Source organism: Enterobacter cloacae complex sp. P38RS, from assembly GCF_014930775.1.
Classification (GTDB): Bacteria; Pseudomonadota; Gammaproteobacteria; order Enterobacterales; family Enterobacteriaceae; genus Enterobacter; species Enterobacter bugandensis.
This window is the reverse complement of record NZ_JADBRS010000003.1, coordinates 197,193-214,995: the sequence shown is the minus strand read 5'-3', so window position 1 is coordinate 214,995 and position 17,803 is coordinate 197,193. Positions and strand designations below refer to the sequence as shown.

The following is a 17,803-nucleotide window of genomic DNA, read 5'->3' as shown; positions in this document are numbered from 1 at the left end:
TCATGCTCACCCGCTTGCGAGAAATAGTCGAGAAGGTGGCCAGCGCTCCGCGCCTCAACGAGGCGCTGAATATTTTGGTCACTGACATCTGTCTTGCGATGGAGACCGAGGTCTGTTCGGTGTATCTGGCCGACCACGATCGGCGCTGCTATTACCTGATGGCGACCCGCGGTTTGAAAAAGCCGCGGGGGCGCACCGTAACGCTCGCATTTGATGAAGGTATCGTCGGTCTGGTTGGGCGGCTGGCTGAACCTATCAACCTTGCCGACGCGCAAAAACACCCCAGCTTTAAATACATCCCTTCCGTAAAAGAAGAACGCTTCCGCGCGTTTCTGGGTGTGCCGATTATTCAGCGTCGTCAGCTACTCGGTGTGCTGGTCGTCCAGCAGCGCGAGCTGCGTCAGTATGATGAAAGCGAAGAGTCTTTCCTCGTCACGCTGGCGACACAGATGGCGGCGATCCTCTCTCAGTCTCAGCTTGCTGCGCTCTTTGGTCAGTACCGCCATACGCGCATTCGCGCCCTTCCGGCATCGCCAGGGGTGGCGATTGCGGAAGGCTGGATGGACGCCACGCTGCCGTTGATGGAGCAGGTCTACGAAGCCTCTACGCTTGATGAAGCGCTGGAGCGCGAGCGTCTTACCGCCGCGCTGGAAGAGGCGGCCAATGAGTTCCGTCGCTACAGCAAGCGCTTTGCCGCTGGTGCGCAAAAAGAGACGGCGGCCATCTTCGACCTCTACTCGCACCTGCTTTCCGACGCGCGTCTGCGCCGTGAGCTTTTTGCTGAGGTTGATAAAGGCGCAGTCGCGGAGTGGGCGGTTAAAAAGGTCATCGAAAAATTTGCCGAGCAGTTCGCTGCCCTGACCGACGGTTATCTGAAAGAGCGGGCGGGAGATCTCCGCGCGCTGGGACAGCGCCTGCTGTTCCACCTCGATGATACCATTCAGGGGCCGAATGCCTGGCCAAAACGGTTTGTGCTGGTGGCCGATGAACTTTCAGCAACAACGCTGGCCGAGCTGCCGCAGGACAGACTCGCCGGGGTTGTCGTACGTGATGGTGCAGCGAACTCCCATGCCGCCATTATGGTGCGCGCGCTCGGTATCCCTACCGTTATGGGGGCGGATATTCAGCCCTCGGTGCTGCACCGCCGCACGCTGGTGGTTGATGGTTACCGCGGTGAACTGCTGGTCGATCCTGAGCCGGTTCTGCTCCAGGAATATCAGCGTCTCATCAGCGAAGAGAATGAATTAAGCAAGCTGGCGGAAGATGACGTTAACCTGCCCGCGCAGCTGAAAAGCGGAGAGCGGATCAAAGTCATGCTCAACGCCGGCTTAAGCCCCGAGCACGAAGAGAAGCTTGGCAGCCGAATCGACGGGATCGGTTTATACCGCACTGAAATCCCCTTCATGCTGCAGAGCGGTTTCCCCTCCGAAGAGGAGCAGGTGGCGCAGTATCAGGGGATGTTACAGATGTTCAACGACAAGCCTGTCACCCTGCGAACCCTGGATGTCGGGGCGGATAAACAGCTGCCGTATATGCCCATCAGCGAAGAGAACCCGTGTCTGGGCTGGCGCGGGATCCGTATTACGCTCGATCAGCCGGAGATCTTCCTGATCCAGGTGCGCGCAATGCTGCGCGCCAACGCCGCGACGGGCAATCTCAGTATCCTGCTGCCGATGGTCACCAGCATAGATGAAATCGACGAAGCGCGGCGCCTGATCGAACGTGCTGGTCGTGAAGTGGAAGAGATGATTGGCTATGCGATCCCGAAACCACGGATCGGCGTCATGCTCGAAGTGCCATCTATGGTCTTTATGCTGCCGCAGCTGGCAAATCGCGTTGATTTTATCTCTGTCGGTACCAACGACCTGACGCAATATATTCTGGCCGTCGACCGGAACAACACCCGCGTCGCCAGTATCTACGATAGCCTGCACCCGGCGATCATTCGCGCGCTGGCGATGATTGCCCGTGAGGCGGAACAGTACGGTATTGATCTCCGCCTGTGCGGTGAAATGGCCGGAGACTCTATGTGCGTCGCGATCCTGATTGGTCTGGGGTATCGCCATCTGTCAATGAACGGCCGCGCAGTAGCGCGCGTGAAGTATTTGTTGCGGCATATCGACATCAATGATGCCCGCGAGCTGGCTGAGCGCAGCCTTGAGGCGCAGCTGGCCGCAGAGGTTCGTCACCAGGTGGCGGCATTTATGGAACGGCGCGGTATGGGCGGCCTGATCCGCGGTGGTCGCTAATCGTCTTTCGTCCTCTCCTTGTGGAGAGGGCGCCAGTGCGCACAAAAACCTATACACATCTTTTACATCTCTGGCGCATCCTCCGCGCCCGCCTTATGCTATGATTCGCAACTTTGGAGCCTCTGCTTAAGGCAGAATCGCATGTCTACCGCTGTCCACTTTCAGCGGAATAACAACATCTTGTGGTGACAGATGAACAGTGGTTATCTGCATTTTCCGGAATTTGATCCGGTCATTTTCTCAGTAGGACCTGTTTCGCTTCACTGGTACGGTCTGATGTACCTGGTGGGCTTTATTTTTGCCATGTGGCTCGCGGGCCGTCGCGCCAGCCGTCCTGGCAGCGGCTGGACCAAAAACGAAGTTGAAAACCTGCTGTACGCGGGCTTCCTCGGCGTGTTCCTCGGTGGCCGTATTGGGTATGTACTGTTCTATAACTTCCCGGTGTTCCTGAACGATCCCCTCTACCTGTTCCGCGTCTGGGACGGCGGCATGTCCTTCCACGGCGGCCTGATTGGGGTGATCCTGGTGATGGTGATTTTTGCCAAACGCACCAAACGCAACTTCTTCCAGGTGTCAGATTTTATCGCACCGCTGATCCCGTTTGGTCTGGGGGCGGGTCGTCTGGGCAACTTTATTAACGGTGAACTGTGGGGCCGCGTTGACCCAAGCGTACCGTACACGATGCTCTTCCCGGGCTCCCGCGCGGAGGATATCGCGCTGCTGCCGTCGCACCCGGAGTGGCAGTCCATTTTCGATACCTACGGCGTGCTGCCGCGTCATATGTCCCAGCTGTATGAACTGGCGCTGGAAGGCGTGGTGCTGTTTATCATCCTCAACCTGTTTATTCGCAAGCCGCGCCCGATGGGAGCTGTTTCCGGACTGTTCCTGATTGGCTATGGCGCGTTCCGCATCATCGTTGAATTCTTCCGCCAGCCGGATGCGCAGTTTACCGGCGAATGGGTACAGTACATCAGCATGGGGCAGATCCTCTCCATTCCGATGATTGTCGCGGGTGCCATTATGATGATTTGGGCGTATCGTCGTCGTCCACAGCAACAACTTTCCTGAGGAACCATGAAACAGTATCTTGAATTGATGAAAAAAGTGCTCGATGAGGGCACGCCGAAAAACGACCGTACCGGTACCGGTACGCTCTCCATTTTTGGCCACCAGATGCGCTTCAATCTGCAAGAAGGCTTCCCTCTGGTGACGACGAAGCGCTGCCACCTGCGCTCGATCATTCATGAACTGCTCTGGTTCCTGCAAGGCGACACCAACGTTGCGTATCTGCACGAAAATAACGTCTCCATCTGGGACGAATGGGCAGATCAAAACGGCAACCTGGGCCCGGTTTACGGCAAGCAGTGGCGCGCATGGCCAACGCCTGATGGCCGCCATATTGACCAGATCACCACCGTGATGAACCAGCTGAAAAACGATCCGGACTCGCGCCGAATCATCGTTTCCGCCTGGAACGTGGGCGAGCTGGACAAAATGGCGCTGGCTCCGTGCCATGCGTTCTTCCAGTTCTATGTCGCAGACGGCAAGCTCTCCTGCCAGCTCTACCAGCGCTCCTGTGACGTGTTCCTCGGCCTGCCGTTTAACATTGCCAGCTATGCGCTGTTAGTCCACATGATGGCGCAGCAGTGCGACCTGGAAGTGGGTGATTTCGTCTGGACAGGTGGGGACACCCATCTTTACAGCAATCATATGGAACAGACGCATCTTCAGCTCACTCGTGAACCGCGCGCGTTGCCGAAGCTGATTATCAAACGCAAACCGGAATCGATCTTCGATTACCGCTTTGATGATTTTGAGATTGAGGGCTACGACCCGCACCCTGGCATCAAAGCGCCTGTCGCTATCTGATGCGGTAAAGCGTGACATAACCGGTGCTGTTTAGCGCCGGTTTTTTTTCGTCTTTATTTCGTTTTCCGAGGCGTTATCCAGAAAACGTGCAACGCGCTGCAACTCTCCTGATATTTCGGATAACGCCTCGTAAAAACATTATTCACCGCTCGCCACGCCCAAGGCGAATCGCCACACTTCCCGCATGAAAAAAGAGAACGGCTTTACGCTTATCGAAACGCTGGTGGCAGTCTCGCTGGTTGTCATACTCAGCGCCTCAGGTCTGTACGGCTGGGACAGCTGGCAGCGGCAGCAGCGGCTGTGGCAAACCGCCGGCCAGGTGCGCGACTATCTGGTGTTTCTGCGAAATGATGCCAACAGGTACAACCGCGATCATCACATAACCCAGCTGCGGGTTGGGGGTCTGGAGTGTCTGGTGAGCGCTGCCGTACAAGGCTGTGAGAAGGGCAGCCCCTTTGTTCTGATTCCACTCTGGCCAGAGGTCGCGGTGAGCGAGGTCACACCTTCATTAGGGTTCTATGGGTTAAGGGATACGGCATGGGCAGGGCGGATACGCCTGCAAAGCCGTGCCGGAGAATGGCTTATCCTGGTCTCAGACGGAGGGCGCATCAGAATGTGTAAGGTCTCACAAGGAGGTTCATGTCGATGAGACAACGCGGTTTCTCGCTGACAGAAGTTCTGATTGCTACGGCCATCAGTAGCCTGTTGTTGATTGGCGCATCGCGCTTTCTACCCGGATTGCATCAGGCGGTATTACTGCAATCCGGCCAGAGAGAGCTGGAAGAAGAGGTCTGGCAGCGCCTGTTTGCTCTCGGCAAACAGCTTCAGCGTGCGGGTTACTGTGCGGGGAACTGCCAGGGGCAAGGGCTGGCGATCGCAAGGCAGGGCAGCTGCGTCATTGTTCGGTGGGATGCCAACAGTAACGGTCGCTGGGATCGCAGTGCATCAGAAAACGACAGCACCGGTTTTCGTCTGGAATCGGGCGCGCTGGAAACGCTTCGTGGGGCAACCTCGTGTGAAGGTCAGGGATGGGAAAAGCTCACGAACCCGGACAGGCTCGCCATCGCGCATTTTGTGGTGAGGAAAGTAACACACGCCGGGTTTGCGCCGGAGTTGAATATCGAACTGTCCGCCCTGCGCAACGGCGATCAAGGAGAGCCTTATCAGGCTTTGTATACGGTCACGGGGTACAACCTGTGAACCGTCAACGCGGTATGTCTTCGCTGGCGCTGGTTCTACTTTTACTGGTGCTTGGTACGCTGATCCTCACCGGCCTTAACCAGCAGCTGACAACGTTCAGCGCGCTCGTTGGCGGTGAGAGCCGTTCGCTGCAGCAGCAGGCTTCTGTACAGTCAGCGCTTGAGTGGGGGCGCGTTCAGAGCTGGTCACCCGCTCCTGAAGTCCAGTGCAAAAAGGCACCCGCCTGGCAAGTGTGTTTGCGGCGGCTGAGTGAGACCACTGTTTTACTGATTGCCGGAGTCAACGACCTGCTGCTCTGGCGTTCAGGAGAGATTATTGACGGTAATATTCGCTTTTCGCCTCACGGCTGGAGTGATTTTTGCCCGCTAAAGGAGCGTTCGCTATGCCAGCTGCCGTAAGCAAAGAAAAAGGATTTAGCATGGTTGAGGTCCTGCTGGCGATGATGCTGCTGGTCATCATCGTCACGGCACTGGCCGGCTATCATCGGGCGCTGGCGGCGCGGTTTACGCTGTTTAACCAGTATCGTCAGCTCTGGCACCATGCCTGGAATCAGGCTCAGCTCTCAACAAATGTTCTGCCCGCAGGCTGGCAGGTCAGTCGGGTGCAGACAACGCACGCAGGATGTGTCAGCATCACGGTTACACTTATTTCTCCTCTGGGGCGACGCGGTGAAATAACGCGTCTGCATTGCCCGGTTAGCCAGTAGTCGGGAGCGTCTATGTTAAGGGTCTACCACTCAAATCGTCTGGATGTGCTGGAAGCACTGATGGAATTTATCGTTGAGCGCGAGCGGCTCGACGATCCTTTTGAGCCTGAAATGGTGCTGGTGCAGAGCACCGGTATGGCACAGTGGCTGCAAATGTCGCTTTCCCGTAAGTTTGGCATTGCCGCGAATATTGATTTCCCGCTGCCCGCGAGCTTTATCTGGGAGATGTTTGTTCGCGTGTTACCGGACATCCCCGAGCAGAGCGCCTTCAACAAGCAGGGCATGAGCTGGAAGCTGATGGCGCTGCTGCCGGAGATGCTCCAGCATGATGAATTCGCCATGCTGCGCCACTACCTCAATGACGATACCGATAAGCGCAAGCTGTTCCAGCTGGCGTCGCGCACCGCCGATCTCTACGACCAATATCTTGTTTACCGTTCTGACTGGTTAATTCGCTGGGAAGCGGGCGAACTGGTTGAAGGGTTACCGGAGGCGCAAATATGGCAGGCACCGCTTTGGAAAGCGCTGGTCGAGCATACGGAGAAACTTGGGCAGCCTAAGTGGCACCGTGCCAACCTGTACGATCGGTTTATCTCAATACTCGAAAATGCGTCGGCGCGTCCAGCCCGACTGCCGTCACGCGTTTTTATCTGTGGGATATCCGCATTACCGCCTGTTTATCTGAAAGCGTTGAATGCGCTGGGTAAACATATCGATATTCATATTTTGTTCACCAACCCTTGCCGACAGTATTGGGGGGATATCCTCGACGAACGTTGGCTTGCGCGGCTGGTGACTCGCCAGCGAAAGCGCCTTTTTGAAGAACGATCCGTCCCGCTGTTTAAAGACGGCTCGACTGCCGGGCAGCTTTTTGATGAAGACGGCATCCAGAACCTGCCCAATCCACTGCTTGCCTCATGGGGGAAGCTGGGGCGTGATTACATTCACATGCTCTCCGATATTACGTCATCAGGCGAAGGTGACGTTGACGCCTTTGTCGAGATCGCCCCGGATAGTCTGCTGCATAATATTCAGTTAGATATTCTGGATCTGGAGAACCGCGCCGTCATGGGCGTGACGGCGAAAGAGTTTGAGCGCAGCGACAGCAAGCGGAAGCTGGATGCTGAGGATCGCAGTATCACGATCCATGTTTGTCATAGCCCGCAGCGTGAGGTCGAAGTGCTTCACGATCGGCTGCTGGCGATGCTGCAGGACGACCCTGAACTGACGCCGCGCGATATCGTGGTGATGGTGGCGGACATCGACAGCTACAGTCCCTTTATTCAGGCCGTATTCGGCAGTGCGACGGGTGAGCGATATCTGCCTTACGCCATCTCTGACCGTCGTGCCCGTCAGTCTCACCCGGCATTGCAGGCATTTATCACCCTGCTTTCACTGCCGGATAGCCGGTTTATCTCCGAAGATGTTCTGGCGTTACTGGATGTTCCCGTGCTGGCAGCCCGCTTCAACATCAATGAAGAAGGGCTGCGCTACCTTCGCCAGTGGGTAAACGAATCAGGCGTTCGCTGGGGCATCGATGACGATAACGTCCAGGAATTCGAGCTTCCCCCAACCGGCCAGCATACCTGGCGGTTTGGCCTGACGCGTATGCTGCTGGGCTACGCCATGGAGAGCAGCCAGGGCGAGTGGAACGAAGTGCTGCCTTACGATGAGTCCAGCGGTTTGATTGCTGACCTGGTAGGGCATTTAGCTTCTTTGCTGATGCAGCTTAACCGCTGGCGCCGTGAGCTAATGCAGCCGCGTCCTCTTGAAGAGTGGCTCCCGGTGTGCAGGGCGTTACTTAATGATTTCTTCCTGCCAGACAACGACACCGAAGCGGCGATGGCGCTCATTGAAACGCAGTGGCAGGCTATCGTTGACGAGGGCGTGAATTCCCACTATCGCGAAGTGATTCCTTTGTCGCTGCTGAGAGATGAGTTGACGCAGCGCCTTGACCAGGAGCGAATCAGCCAGCGTTTCCTGGCAGGCCCCATCAATATCTGTACCCTGATGCCAATGCGCTCAATTCCCTTTAAGGTGGTCTGCCTGCTCGGCATGAACGACGGTATTTATCCTCGGGCCCTGGCACCGCTGGGGTTCGATTTGATGAACGCAGATCCAAAGCGGGGGGACCGTAGCCGTCGTGATGATGACCGCTATCTCTTCCTTGAAGCGCTCATCTCCGCTCAAAGTAAGCTCTATATCAGCTATATCGGTCGTTCCATTCAGGACAACAGCGAGCGCTTCCCCTCCGTTCTGGTGCAGGAACTGGTGGACTATATCGGCCAGAGCCACTATCTGGCTGGGGATGAGGCGCTTAACTGCGACGAAAGCGAGCAGCGGGTGAAGGCGCACATTACCTGTATCCACAGCCGCATGCCGTTTGACCCGGTAAACTATATTGTCAGCGAACAGCAGAGCTATGCCCGCGAATGGCTGCCAGCAGCGAAAAAAGAGGGGAGAGCCCATACGGATTTTATTCAGCCGCTTGATCCGCTGCCCATCAACACTCTGACTTTCGAACAGCTTCAGCGGTTTTGGGCGCATCCGGTGCGCGCCTTCTTCCAGCAGCGATTACAGGTCAACTTCCGCTCTGAAGAGAGCGAAATTCCTGATGCAGAACCCTTTACTCTGGATGGGCTGGAGCGCTATCAGCTAAACCTTCAACTGCTTAATGCGCTGGTTGAAGAGGAAGATGCAGACAAACTTTACCGCCGCTACCGTGCCGCAGGGCAACTACCTTACGGTGCGTTTGGGGAAATCGTCTGGGAGGCGCAGTGCCAGGAGATGACCGCTCTGGCGGAGCGCGTCAGGGAGCACCGCCAGCCCGGACACAGCATCGAAATCGATCTCAGCTGCAAGGGCATACAGCTCACGGGCTGGCTAACCCAGGTTCAGCCAGATGGGCTACTGCGCTGGCGGCCTTCTCTGCTCAGCGTTTCACAAGGATTGCAACTCTGGCTGGAACATCTTGTCTACAGTGCGGGTGGGAATAAAGGTGAAAGCCGGATCTTCGTGCGCAAAGAGGGCGAATGGCGCTTCCCACCTATGGAATCAGAACAGGCGTTACGCTATCTGTCCTTGTATATTGAGGGCTATCTTCAGGGAATGAACAAACCCCTCCTGTTACTGCCCGAAAGTGGCGGTGCGTGGATAAAAGCCTGTTATGACGCGCAGAATGATGCGATGTTAACGGATGAGGCTTCGCTGCAGAAAGCACGCAGTAAATTTATGCAGGCCTATGAAGGAAACATGATGGTACGCGGTGAAGGTGAGGATGTCTGGTATCAACGTCTATGGCGAACGCTTGAGCCAGAATACTTCGAGGCTATTAAGGAAGAGGCACAGCGCTACCTGTTACCGTTGTTTAAGTTTAATCAGTCCTGAGTGCTGTATAAAAATTGCGCAGTATGGGGTGTTCATTTATGATGCACTTCTTATCACGGACTGATGTACCCAAAGAATGAGATGTTGGCGTGTCCAGCACGCAGTTTGTTAATGATGTAGCCGTGATAAAGAGGTCGTAATGCCAGGCAGCACCTTGTTTAAAGCGTTTGTTTTGTTTTTCGCCCTCTGGGCACCCGTCACTCACGCAGACTCCGGTTGGCAACCCGTTCAGGAAACTATCCGTAAGAGCGAAAAAGATACCCGTCAGTATCAGGCTATCCGCCTTGATAACGGTATGACCGTGCTGCTGGTTTCCGATCCGCAGGCGGTGAAATCCCTCTCGGCGTTAGTGGTGCCGGTTGGATCGCTGGAAGATCCTGAGGCGCATCCGGGGCTGGCGCATTACCTCGAACACATGACGCTGATGGGCTCTAAAAAATATCCGCAGCCGGATAGCCTTTCTGAATTCCTGAAAATGCACGGCGGCAGCCACAACGCCAGCACGGCACCGTACCGCACGGCCTTTTATCTCGAAGTCGAAAATGACGCGCTGGCAGGGGCGGTTGATCGTCTTGCCGATGCTATCGCCGCGCCGCTGCTGGATAAAAAATACGCCGACCGCGAGCGCAATGCCGTCAATGCGGAGCTGACCATGGCCCGTACCCGGGACGGTATGCGTATGGCGCAGGTCAGCGCCGAGACCATCAACCCGGCGCATCCGGGCTCACGTTTCTCGGGCGGTAACCTGGAGACGCTGAGCGATAAACCGGGAAGCCCGGTCATTGACGCCCTGCATGCGTTTCGTGACAAATACTACTCCGCCAACCTGATGAAGGCGGTTATTTACAGCAACAAACCGTTGCCGGAGCTTGCCGGACTGGCGGCACAAACGTTTGGCCGGGTGCCGAATAAAAATATTGACCTGCCGAAGATAGACGTACCGGTTGTCACGGACGCGCAAAAAGGGATCGTCATCCACTACGTTCCTGCCATGCCCCGCAAAGTGCTGCGCGTTGAGTTCCGCATTGATAACAACACAGCCCAGTTTCGCAGTAAAACCGACGAGCTGGTGACCTACCTGATTGGTAACCGCACCCCGGGAACCTTATCTGACTGGCTGCAAAAACAGGGGCTGGTGGAAGGGATCCGCGCCGATTCCGATCCCGTGGTAAACGGCAACAGCGGCGTGCTGGCGATCTCCGCCACCCTGACCGACAAAGGTCAGGCCAACCGTGATGAAGTGGTGGCGGCTATCTTTAGCTACCTCTCTTTACTGCGCGAGAAAGGCGTCGATAAGCGCTATTTTGATGAACTGGCGCACGTGCTGGATCTCGATTTCCGTTACCCGTCCATTACCCGCGATATGGATTACGTGGAGTGGCTGGCGGATACCATGATCCGCGTGCCGGTGGCGCACACGCTCGACGCGGTCAATATTGCCGATCGTTATGATGCCGAGGCGGTAAAAGCGCGCCTGGCGATGATGACGCCGCAAAATGCCCGTATCTGGTACATCAGCCCGAACGAACCGCATAACAAGACGGCATACTTTGTTGATGCCCCTTATCAGGTCGACAAAATCAGCGACCAGACCTTCGCCGACTGGCAGAAGAAGGCCGGTGAGATTGCGTTGAAGCTGCCGGAGCTGAACCCCTATATCCCGGATGATTTCTCGCTGATCAAAACGACTAAGGATTATCCGCACCCGGAGCTCATTATTGATGAACCGACGCTGCGCGTGGTGTATACCCCAAGCCGTTATTTTGCGAGCGAGCCAAAGGCCGATGTCAGCGTGGTCCTGCGTAACCCGAAAGCGATGAACAGCGCCAAAAATCAGGTGATGTTCGCGCTCAATGACTATCTGGCCGGTATCGCGCTCGATCAGCTCAGCAACCAGGCGGCCGTGGGCGGGATCAGTTTCTCCACCAATGCCAACAACGGTTTGATGCTTAATGCAAATGGCTATACTCAGCGTCTGCCTCAGCTTTTCAAGGCACTGCTCGAGGGTTACTTCAGCTACACTCCAACGGAAGAGCAGCTTGAGCAGGCTAAATCCTGGTATGCGCAGATGATGGATTCTGCAGAAAAGGGCAAAGCTTACGATCAGGCGCTTATGCCGGCGCAAATGCTGTCGCAAATACCTTATTTCCAGCGTGAAGAACGCCGTGCCTTGCTGCCATCAATCTCATTAAAAGAGGTGCTGGCTTACCGTGACTTGCTAAAAACCAACACGCGCCCGGAGTTTCTTATCGTCGGCAACATGAGCGAAGATCAGGCCAAAACGCTGGCAGAAAATGTTCGCACGCAGCTCGGTTCGAAAGGGGACGAGTGGTGCCGTAACCAGGACGTGCTGGTTGAGAAAAAACAGAATGTGATCTTTGAAAAAGCGGGGAGCAGCACCGATTCCGCGCTGGCCGCGGTGTTTGTGCCAACGGGCTATGATGAATTCGCAAGCTCTGCGCAGAGCGCCGTTCTGGGTCAGATTATTCAGCCGTGGTTCTATAACCAGCTGCGCACAGAAGAGCAGCTTGGCTATGCGGTATTTGCTTTCTCAATGAACGTGGGGCGTCAATGGGGGCTGGGCTTCCTGCTGCAAAGCAGCGACAAACAGCCAGCCTATCTCTGGCGCCGCTATCAGGCGTTCTTCCCGCAGGTGGAAGCAAAACTGCGGGCCATGAAGCCGGAAGAGTTTGCTCAGATCCAGCAGGCCGTCATCGCGCAGGTGATGCAGCCGCCGCAGACGCTGGGCGAAGAGGCGTCGCAGCTGAGCAAAGATTTCGATCGCGGTAATCTGAAATTTGATTCGCGTGATAAAGTAGTGGCTGAGATAAAACAGCTGACGCCGCAGAAGGCTGCCGATTTCTTCCATCAGGCCGTGATTAAGCCGCAGGGCATCACTATCCTGTCTCAGGTATCCGGTAGCCAGAACGGGAAAACGGACTACGTGAACCCGAAAGGCTGGAAAGTCTGGAAGAGCGTCAGCGCGTTGCAGCAATCTATGCCCTGGAGTAAGAAAGAATGACCGATACCGCTGAGTCCCTTGATCCCTTACGTTTACCTCTGCAGGGTGAACGATTGATTGAAGCCTCAGCGGGAACGGGAAAAACCTTCACCATCGCCGCGCTCTATCTGCGCCTGCTGTTAGGGCTTGGCGGTAACGCCGCTTTTCCTCGTCCTTTGAGCGTTGAAGAGCTGCTGGTTGTTACCTTTACCGAGGCCGCCACCGCTGAGCTGCGCGGCCGTATTCGGACCAATATCCACGAACTGCGCATCGCCTGTCTGCGCCAGAGCACGGATAACCCTCTTTACGCGAGCCTTCTGAAAGATATTGCCGATAAGCAACAGGCAGCCCAGTGGCTGCTCCTCGCAGAAAGACAGATGGACGAAGCGTCCGTCTTCACCATTCACGGTTTTTGCCAGCGCATGCTGAGCCTGAATGCGTTTGAATCCGGCATGCTGTTTGAGCAACAGCTTATTGAAGATGAATCCGTGCTTCGCTATCAGGCCTGCGCGGATTTCTGGCGTCGACACTGCTATCCGTTACAGCGGGATATTGCGGAAGCGGTACATGCGTTGTGGAAGGGGCCCGAAGCACTGCTGCGCGCCATCGATCGTTATCTGCAGGGTGAGGCGCCGGTCATCAAATCCCCGCCGCCAGCAGATGAAACCCTGGCCTCGCGGCATGAAAAAATCATCGCGAAAATTGCTGACATCAAACAAAAATGGATTGAGTCAGTCGGCGAGATTGACGCGATCATCGAGAATTCCGGGATCGATCGACGTAAGTTCAATCGCGGCAACCAGGGCAAATGGATCGAGAAGATCAGCGCGTGGGCGCAAGAAGAGACGCGCGGTTACCAGCTCCCGGATGCGCTGGAGAAATTCTCCCGGCGTTTCCTGGTTGAGCGGACCAAAGCCGACGGTATCGTGCCTGAACATCCCCTGTTTCAGGCGATTGAAACCCTGCTGGCGGAGCCCCTGACGCTCAACGATCTGATGATCACTCGCGCCATGACGGAGATCCGCGACGCCGTCGCGCGTGAAAAGCGTCGCCGGGGCGAACTGGGGTTCGACGATATGCTGAGCCGACTTGATGCGGCGCTGTGCAGTGAGAATGGCGAAGCGCTTGCCGCCGCGATTCGCACCCGCTTTCCGGTCGCGATGATTGACGAATTTCAGGACACCGACCCACAGCAATACCGCATTTTCCGCCGTATCTGGCGCCAGCAGCCCGGCACCGCGCTGTTGTTAATCGGCGATCCTAAGCAGGCCATTTACGCCTTCCGCGGTGCGGATATTTTTACCTACATGAAAGCCCGCAGCGAGGTTGACGCACACTACACGCTCGACACCAACTGGCGCTCTTCTCCCGGCATGGTGGAAAGCGTCAATGCGCTCTTCAGCCGCATGGATACGGCGTTTATGTTCCGGGAGATCCCTTTCCAGCCGGTCAAGTTCGCCCCTAAAAATACCGCGTTGCGCTTCGAGGTTAATGGCGAAACTCAGCCAGCCATGAACTTCTGGCTACTTGATGGGGAAGGCTGGGGCGTCGCGGACTATCAAAATGCTATGGCCCAGCACTGTGCGGCGCAAATTAGGGACTGGCTCAGCGCAGGCGCGCGCGGCGATGCGTTGCTGTGGAAGGAGGATAAACCAGCCCCGGTAAAGGCATCCGATATCACGGTGCTGGTGCGCAGCCGTCAGGAGGCCGCGCTTATCCGCGACGCCCTGACGCTACTGAATATACCTTCCGTCTACCTCTCCAACCGCGACAGCGTTTTTGAAACGCTGGAAGCCCTCGAGATGCTATGGCTGCTGCAGGCTGTGCTGGCCCCGGAGCGTGAAAGCACGCTCCGCAGCGCCTTAGCGAGCGCGATGCTCGGGCTGAACGCGCGTGACATTGATGCGCTTAATACTGACGAATCCGCGTGGGATGCTGTGGTAGAAGAGTTTGTGCGCTACCGTGAAAAATGGCAGAAGCGCGGCGTGATGGCGATGGTGCGCGAGCTCATGGCACATCGTCACATTGCGGAAAACATGCTGGCGACAGCGGGCGGCGAGCGCCGTCTGACCGATATTTTGCACATCAGCGAGCTGCTCCAGGAAGCGGGTACGCAGCTGGAGAGCGAGCATGCTCTGGTGCGCTGGCTGGCCCAGCAGATTGCCGACCCTAACAGCAATTCTTCCAGCCAGCAGATGCGCCTCGAGAGCGATAAACATCTGGTGCAAATCGTCACCATTCACAAGTCGAAAGGCCTGGAGTATCCGCTGGTCTGGCTGCCGTTTATCGCCAATTATCGCGTACAGGACCAGGCTTTTTACCACGATCGCGAGTCGTTCGAAGCGGTACTCGACCTCAGCAACGCGGAGTCCAGCGTCGAGCTGGCCGAAGCCGAGCGTCTCGCGGAAGACCTGCGCCTGCTATATGTGGCGCTGACCCGTTCGGTCTGGCACTGTTCCCTGGGCGTCGCGCCGCTGTTCCGTCGCCGTGGCGAAAAGAGCGGCGAGAGTGATTTTCATCTGAGCGCGCTGGGGCGGCTTATTCAGCGCGGCGAGCCTAAAGATGCCGCAGGGCTGCGCCAGTGCATCGAATCACTTTGCTCAGAGCATGTTGCCCTGCATATTCCCTCCCAGCCCGACAGCAGCCGCTGGCAGACGCCGGAGCAGGGAGAGTCAGCGCTGCATGCCCGCGAGGTGGCTCGCACAATCGCTGACGACTGGCGCGTTACCAGTTACTCCGGTTTACAGCAGCACGGACAGAGTATTGCGCAGGATCTGATGCCAAAACTGGACGTGGATGCCGCTGGGGCCGGGAGCGTGCCCGTCGAGCCGGCGCTCACGCCGCATCAGTTTCCGCGCGGCGCCTCGCCGGGCACGTTTTTGCACAGCCTGTTTGAAGAGCTGGATTTTACCCAGCCGGTATCAGAAGAGTGGGTGCTGAAGATGTTACAGAGCGGCGGCTACGACGCACAGTGGCAGCCGGTTCTCACTGAATGGATCCGCGCTGTTCTGCACGCGCCGCTCACGGCGCAGGGGATCTCGCTGAGCCAGTTGACCGCCAAAGATAAGCAGGTGGAGATGGAGTTTTACCTCCCCATCGCCAGCCCGCTCAGGGCCGAGGCGCTTGATGCGCTGATCCGCGAGTACGATCCGTTATCCGCCGGGTGTCCGCCGCTGAATTTCCGCCAGGTGCAGGGGATGCTGAAAGGCTTTATCGACCTGGTTTTCCGCCACGAAGGGCGCTACTACCTGCTGGATTACAAATCGAACTGGCTGGGGGCAAACAGCGAAGCTTATACCCAGCAGGCGATGGCCTCAGCGATGCAAATGCATCGCTACGATCTGCAGTATCAGCTTTACACCCTGGCGCTGCACCGTTACCTGCGCCATCGCATGGCCGATTATCGCTATGAAGATCATTTTGGCGGCGTCATTTACCTGTTCCTGCGCGGCGTGGATGCTAACGACCCGCGTTCGGGTATCTTCAGCACCCGCCCGGCTGTGGAGTTGATTGAAAAGATGGATAACCTGTTTGCTGCAAGCACGGAGGAGGTAGCATGACGATGCAGGCGCTACTGCTGGACGCAATTGAACAACGTGCACTTCGCCACCTGGACGTACAATTTGCCATGATGGTGGCGGGTGAAGAGCCTGCCGTTATGCTTGCCGCGGCGATCCTGAGTAAAGATGCGGGAGAAGGGCATGTCTGTCTGCCGCTTTCACGTCTGGTGGTGGATGAGAAAATGCCGCCGGCTTTACAGGCGTGTTTCGCGCTTCTGGGTGAGGCAGTGGACTGGCAAGAAATATTACTCCGCTCGCCCGCCGTCAGCAGCGCCGATACCGGTACGCCAATGATTTTGACGGCTGAACGTTTGTATCTGAACCGGCTGTGGCGTAACGAACTGACGGTGGCGCGCTTCTTCAGCGAGACCAATGCTCCGCTCCCGTGCGATGAAGCACTGCTCCGGCAAACGCTGGATACGCTGTTTACCTCTGACGACGAGACAGACTGGCAGAAAGTGGCGGCAGCAGTGGCGTTAACGCGGCGGATATCGGTGATTTCGGGCGGGCCGGGCACCGGTAAAACGACCACCGTGGCTAAGCTGCTTGCCGCGCTGATTCAGTTATCGGGTGAGCAAAAGTGTCGTATCCGCCTGGCGGCACCCACCGGTAAAGCGGCTGCACGTCTGACGGAGTCGTTAGGCGGCGCGCTGCAAAAACTGCCGCTTACCGGGGAGCGGCTTGCGCTTTTCCCTAACGAAGCCAGCACGCTGCACCGCTTGCTCGGCGCGCAGCCGGGTAGCCAGCGTCTGCGCTACCATGCCGGTAACCCGCTGCATCTGGACGTGCTGGTGGTGGATGAAGCGTCGATGATTGACCTGACGATGATGTCGCGTTTGATTGATGCGTTGCCGCCGCACGCGCGCGTCATTTTCCTCGGCGACCGCGATCAGCTTGCCTCCGTGGAGGCCGGGGCCGTGCTGGGCGATATCTGCACCTATGCCAGCCTGGGGTATACCGCTGAACGCGCTGAGGAGCTGGCGCGCCTGACCGGATGTTCGCTCGCGGCTGAGAACCATTTACTTGCGGGGGCGCTGCGCGACAGCCTGTGTTTACTGCAAAAAAGCTACCGTTTTGGCAGCGACTCCGGCATTGGTCAGCTTGCGGCGGCGGTGAACCGGGGCGACCGGCACGCTACCTGTGCGGTATTTGACGGTACCTTTACCGATATTGAGAAAAAATCGCTGCAAACCGGGGAAGAGTATCAGGCGATGCTGGATGACGCCCTGCTGGGGTACCAACATTTTCTGACGGGCGTACAGCAGCAAAGCACGCCGGAGCAGGTCATTGCCGCGTTTGGCGAATACCAGCTGCTCTGCGCGTTGAGGGAAGGGCCCTTTGGCGTCAGCGGCCTGAACGACAGGCTGGAACAGCTGCTGGCGCAAAAGCGTAAAATCAACCGTACTCCGCACTCGCGCTGGTATGAAGGCCGGCCGGTGATGATCTCCCGCAACGACAGCGCGCTGGGGTTGTTTAACGGGGATATCGGGATTGCGCTCGATCGTGGGCAGGGGCTCCGCGTCTGGTTCCAGATGCCGGACGGTAGCGTGAAGTCCTTCCAGCCGAGCCGTTTGCCCGAGCATGAAACTGCCTGGGCGATGACGGTGCATAAATCCCAGGGTTCTGAGTTTAACCATGCGGCACTTATCCTGCCCACACAGCTTTCCCCCGTCGTTACCCGCGAGCTGATCTATACCGCCATTACGCGCGCGCGTCAGCGCCTGTCGCTGTATACCGATGAACGGGTGCTGGTACAGGCGATTGCCACCCGCACGGAACGCCGAAGCGGGCTGAGCGCGATATTTGACTCCCTCTGAACGATGCCGGCAAA

Annotated in this window: 11 protein-coding genes; all 11 read left to right on the top strand. The window is 57.0% G+C overall.

The window, feature by feature from the left end; genetic code table 11:
* Window positions 1–2 precede the first annotated feature (2 nt).
* The 11 genes from ptsP to recD all read left to right on the top strand — a co-directional run bounded on the left by ptsP (window position 3) and on the right by recD (window position 17,789).
* The gene (ptsP, locus tag IM303_RS06840) at window positions 3–2,249 is read left to right on the top strand and encodes a phosphoenolpyruvate--protein phosphotransferase (protein WP_028014285.1); all 2,247 of its coding nucleotides are present in this window, start codon (window positions 3–5) and stop codon (window positions 2,247–2,249) included.
* Window positions 2,250–2,441: 192 nt separating this feature from the next.
* A complete protein-coding gene (lgt, locus tag IM303_RS06835) occupies window positions 2,442–3,317 on the top strand; it encodes a prolipoprotein diacylglyceryl transferase (RefSeq protein WP_028014284.1) in 876 nt (291 codons plus the stop codon).
* A gap of 6 nt (window positions 3,318–3,323) precedes the next feature.
* The gene (thyA, locus tag IM303_RS06830; RefSeq protein WP_048999247.1) at window positions 3,324–4,118 is read left to right on the top strand and encodes a thymidylate synthase; all 795 of its coding nucleotides are present in this window, start codon (window positions 3,324–3,326) and stop codon (window positions 4,116–4,118) included.
* A 184-nt stretch (window positions 4,119–4,302) separates the two neighbouring features.
* Entirely contained in the window at window positions 4,303–4,767 is a 465-nt protein-coding gene (locus IM303_RS06825; protein ID WP_028014283.1) for a prepilin peptidase-dependent protein, read from the top strand.
* On the top strand, window positions 4,758–5,318 hold the full coding sequence (locus IM303_RS06820; RefSeq protein ID WP_048999248.1) for a prepilin peptidase-dependent protein: 561 nt from the start codon (window positions 4,758–4,760) through the stop codon (window positions 5,316–5,318). The genes IM303_RS06825 and IM303_RS06820 overlap by 10 nt, the downstream gene beginning before the upstream one ends.
* Window positions 5,315–5,716 (top strand): DUF2509 family protein, encoded by a 402-nt coding sequence (locus tag IM303_RS06815; RefSeq protein WP_048999249.1) that lies wholly within the window; start codon window positions 5,315–5,317, stop codon window positions 5,714–5,716. Before IM303_RS06820 ends, IM303_RS06815 begins: the two co-directional genes overlap by 4 nt.
* Window positions 5,701–6,024, top strand: a complete 324-nt coding sequence (locus IM303_RS06810; protein WP_048999250.1) for a prepilin-type N-terminal cleavage/methylation domain-containing protein — start codon at window positions 5,701–5,703, stop codon at window positions 6,022–6,024. The genes IM303_RS06815 and IM303_RS06810 overlap by 16 nt, the downstream gene beginning before the upstream one ends.
* A 12-nt stretch (window positions 6,025–6,036) precedes the next feature.
* On the top strand, window positions 6,037–9,411 hold the full coding sequence (gene recC / locus IM303_RS06805) for an exodeoxyribonuclease V subunit gamma (protein WP_048999251.1): 3,375 nt from the start codon (window positions 6,037–6,039) through the stop codon (window positions 9,409–9,411).
* 139 nt (window positions 9,412–9,550) lie between these two features.
* Window positions 9,551–12,433, top strand: coding sequence for a pitrilysin (ptrA, locus tag IM303_RS06800; protein ID WP_048999252.1), 2,883 nt, complete (start codon window positions 9,551–9,553; stop codon window positions 12,431–12,433).
* Window positions 12,430–15,972, top strand: a complete 3,543-nt coding sequence (gene recB / locus IM303_RS06795) for an exodeoxyribonuclease V subunit beta (RefSeq protein WP_048999253.1) — start codon at window positions 12,430–12,432, stop codon at window positions 15,970–15,972. The genes ptrA and recB overlap by 4 nt, the downstream gene beginning before the upstream one ends.
* Window positions 15,969–17,789, top strand: coding sequence for an exodeoxyribonuclease V subunit alpha (gene recD, locus IM303_RS06790; protein ID WP_048999254.1), 1,821 nt, complete (start codon window positions 15,969–15,971; stop codon window positions 17,787–17,789). The genes recB and recD overlap by 4 nt, the downstream gene beginning before the upstream one ends.
* Window positions 17,790–17,803: the final 14 nt, after the last annotated feature.

Excerpts from the sequence above, each read along its gene's own strand:
- ptsP (WP_028014285.1), top strand. The coding sequence starts at position 3 with ATGCTCACCCGCTTGCGAGAAATAGTCGAGAAGGTGGCCAGCGCTCCG.
- lgt (WP_028014284.1), top strand. The coding sequence starts at position 2,442 with ATGAACAGTGGTTATCTGCATTTTCCGGAATTTGATCCGGTCATTTTC.
- thyA (WP_048999247.1), top strand. The coding sequence starts at position 3,324 with ATGAAACAGTATCTTGAATTGATGAAAAAAGTGCTCGATGAGGGCACG.
- IM303_RS06825 (WP_028014283.1), top strand. The coding sequence starts at position 4,303 with ATGAAAAAAGAGAACGGCTTTACGCTTATCGAAACGCTGGTGGCAGTC.
- IM303_RS06820 (WP_048999248.1), top strand. The coding sequence starts at position 4,758 with ATGTCGATGAGACAACGCGGTTTCTCGCTGACAGAAGTTCTGATTGCT.
- IM303_RS06810 (WP_048999250.1), top strand. The coding sequence starts at position 5,701 with ATGCCAGCTGCCGTAAGCAAAGAAAAAGGATTTAGCATGGTTGAGGTC.
- recC (WP_048999251.1), top strand. The coding sequence starts at position 6,037 with ATGTTAAGGGTCTACCACTCAAATCGTCTGGATGTGCTGGAAGCACTG.
- ptrA (WP_048999252.1), top strand. The coding sequence starts at position 9,551 with ATGCCAGGCAGCACCTTGTTTAAAGCGTTTGTTTTGTTTTTCGCCCTC.
- recB (WP_048999253.1), top strand. The coding sequence starts at position 12,430 with ATGACCGATACCGCTGAGTCCCTTGATCCCTTACGTTTACCTCTGCAG.
- recD (WP_048999254.1), top strand. The coding sequence starts at position 15,969 with ATGACGATGCAGGCGCTACTGCTGGACGCAATTGAACAACGTGCACTT.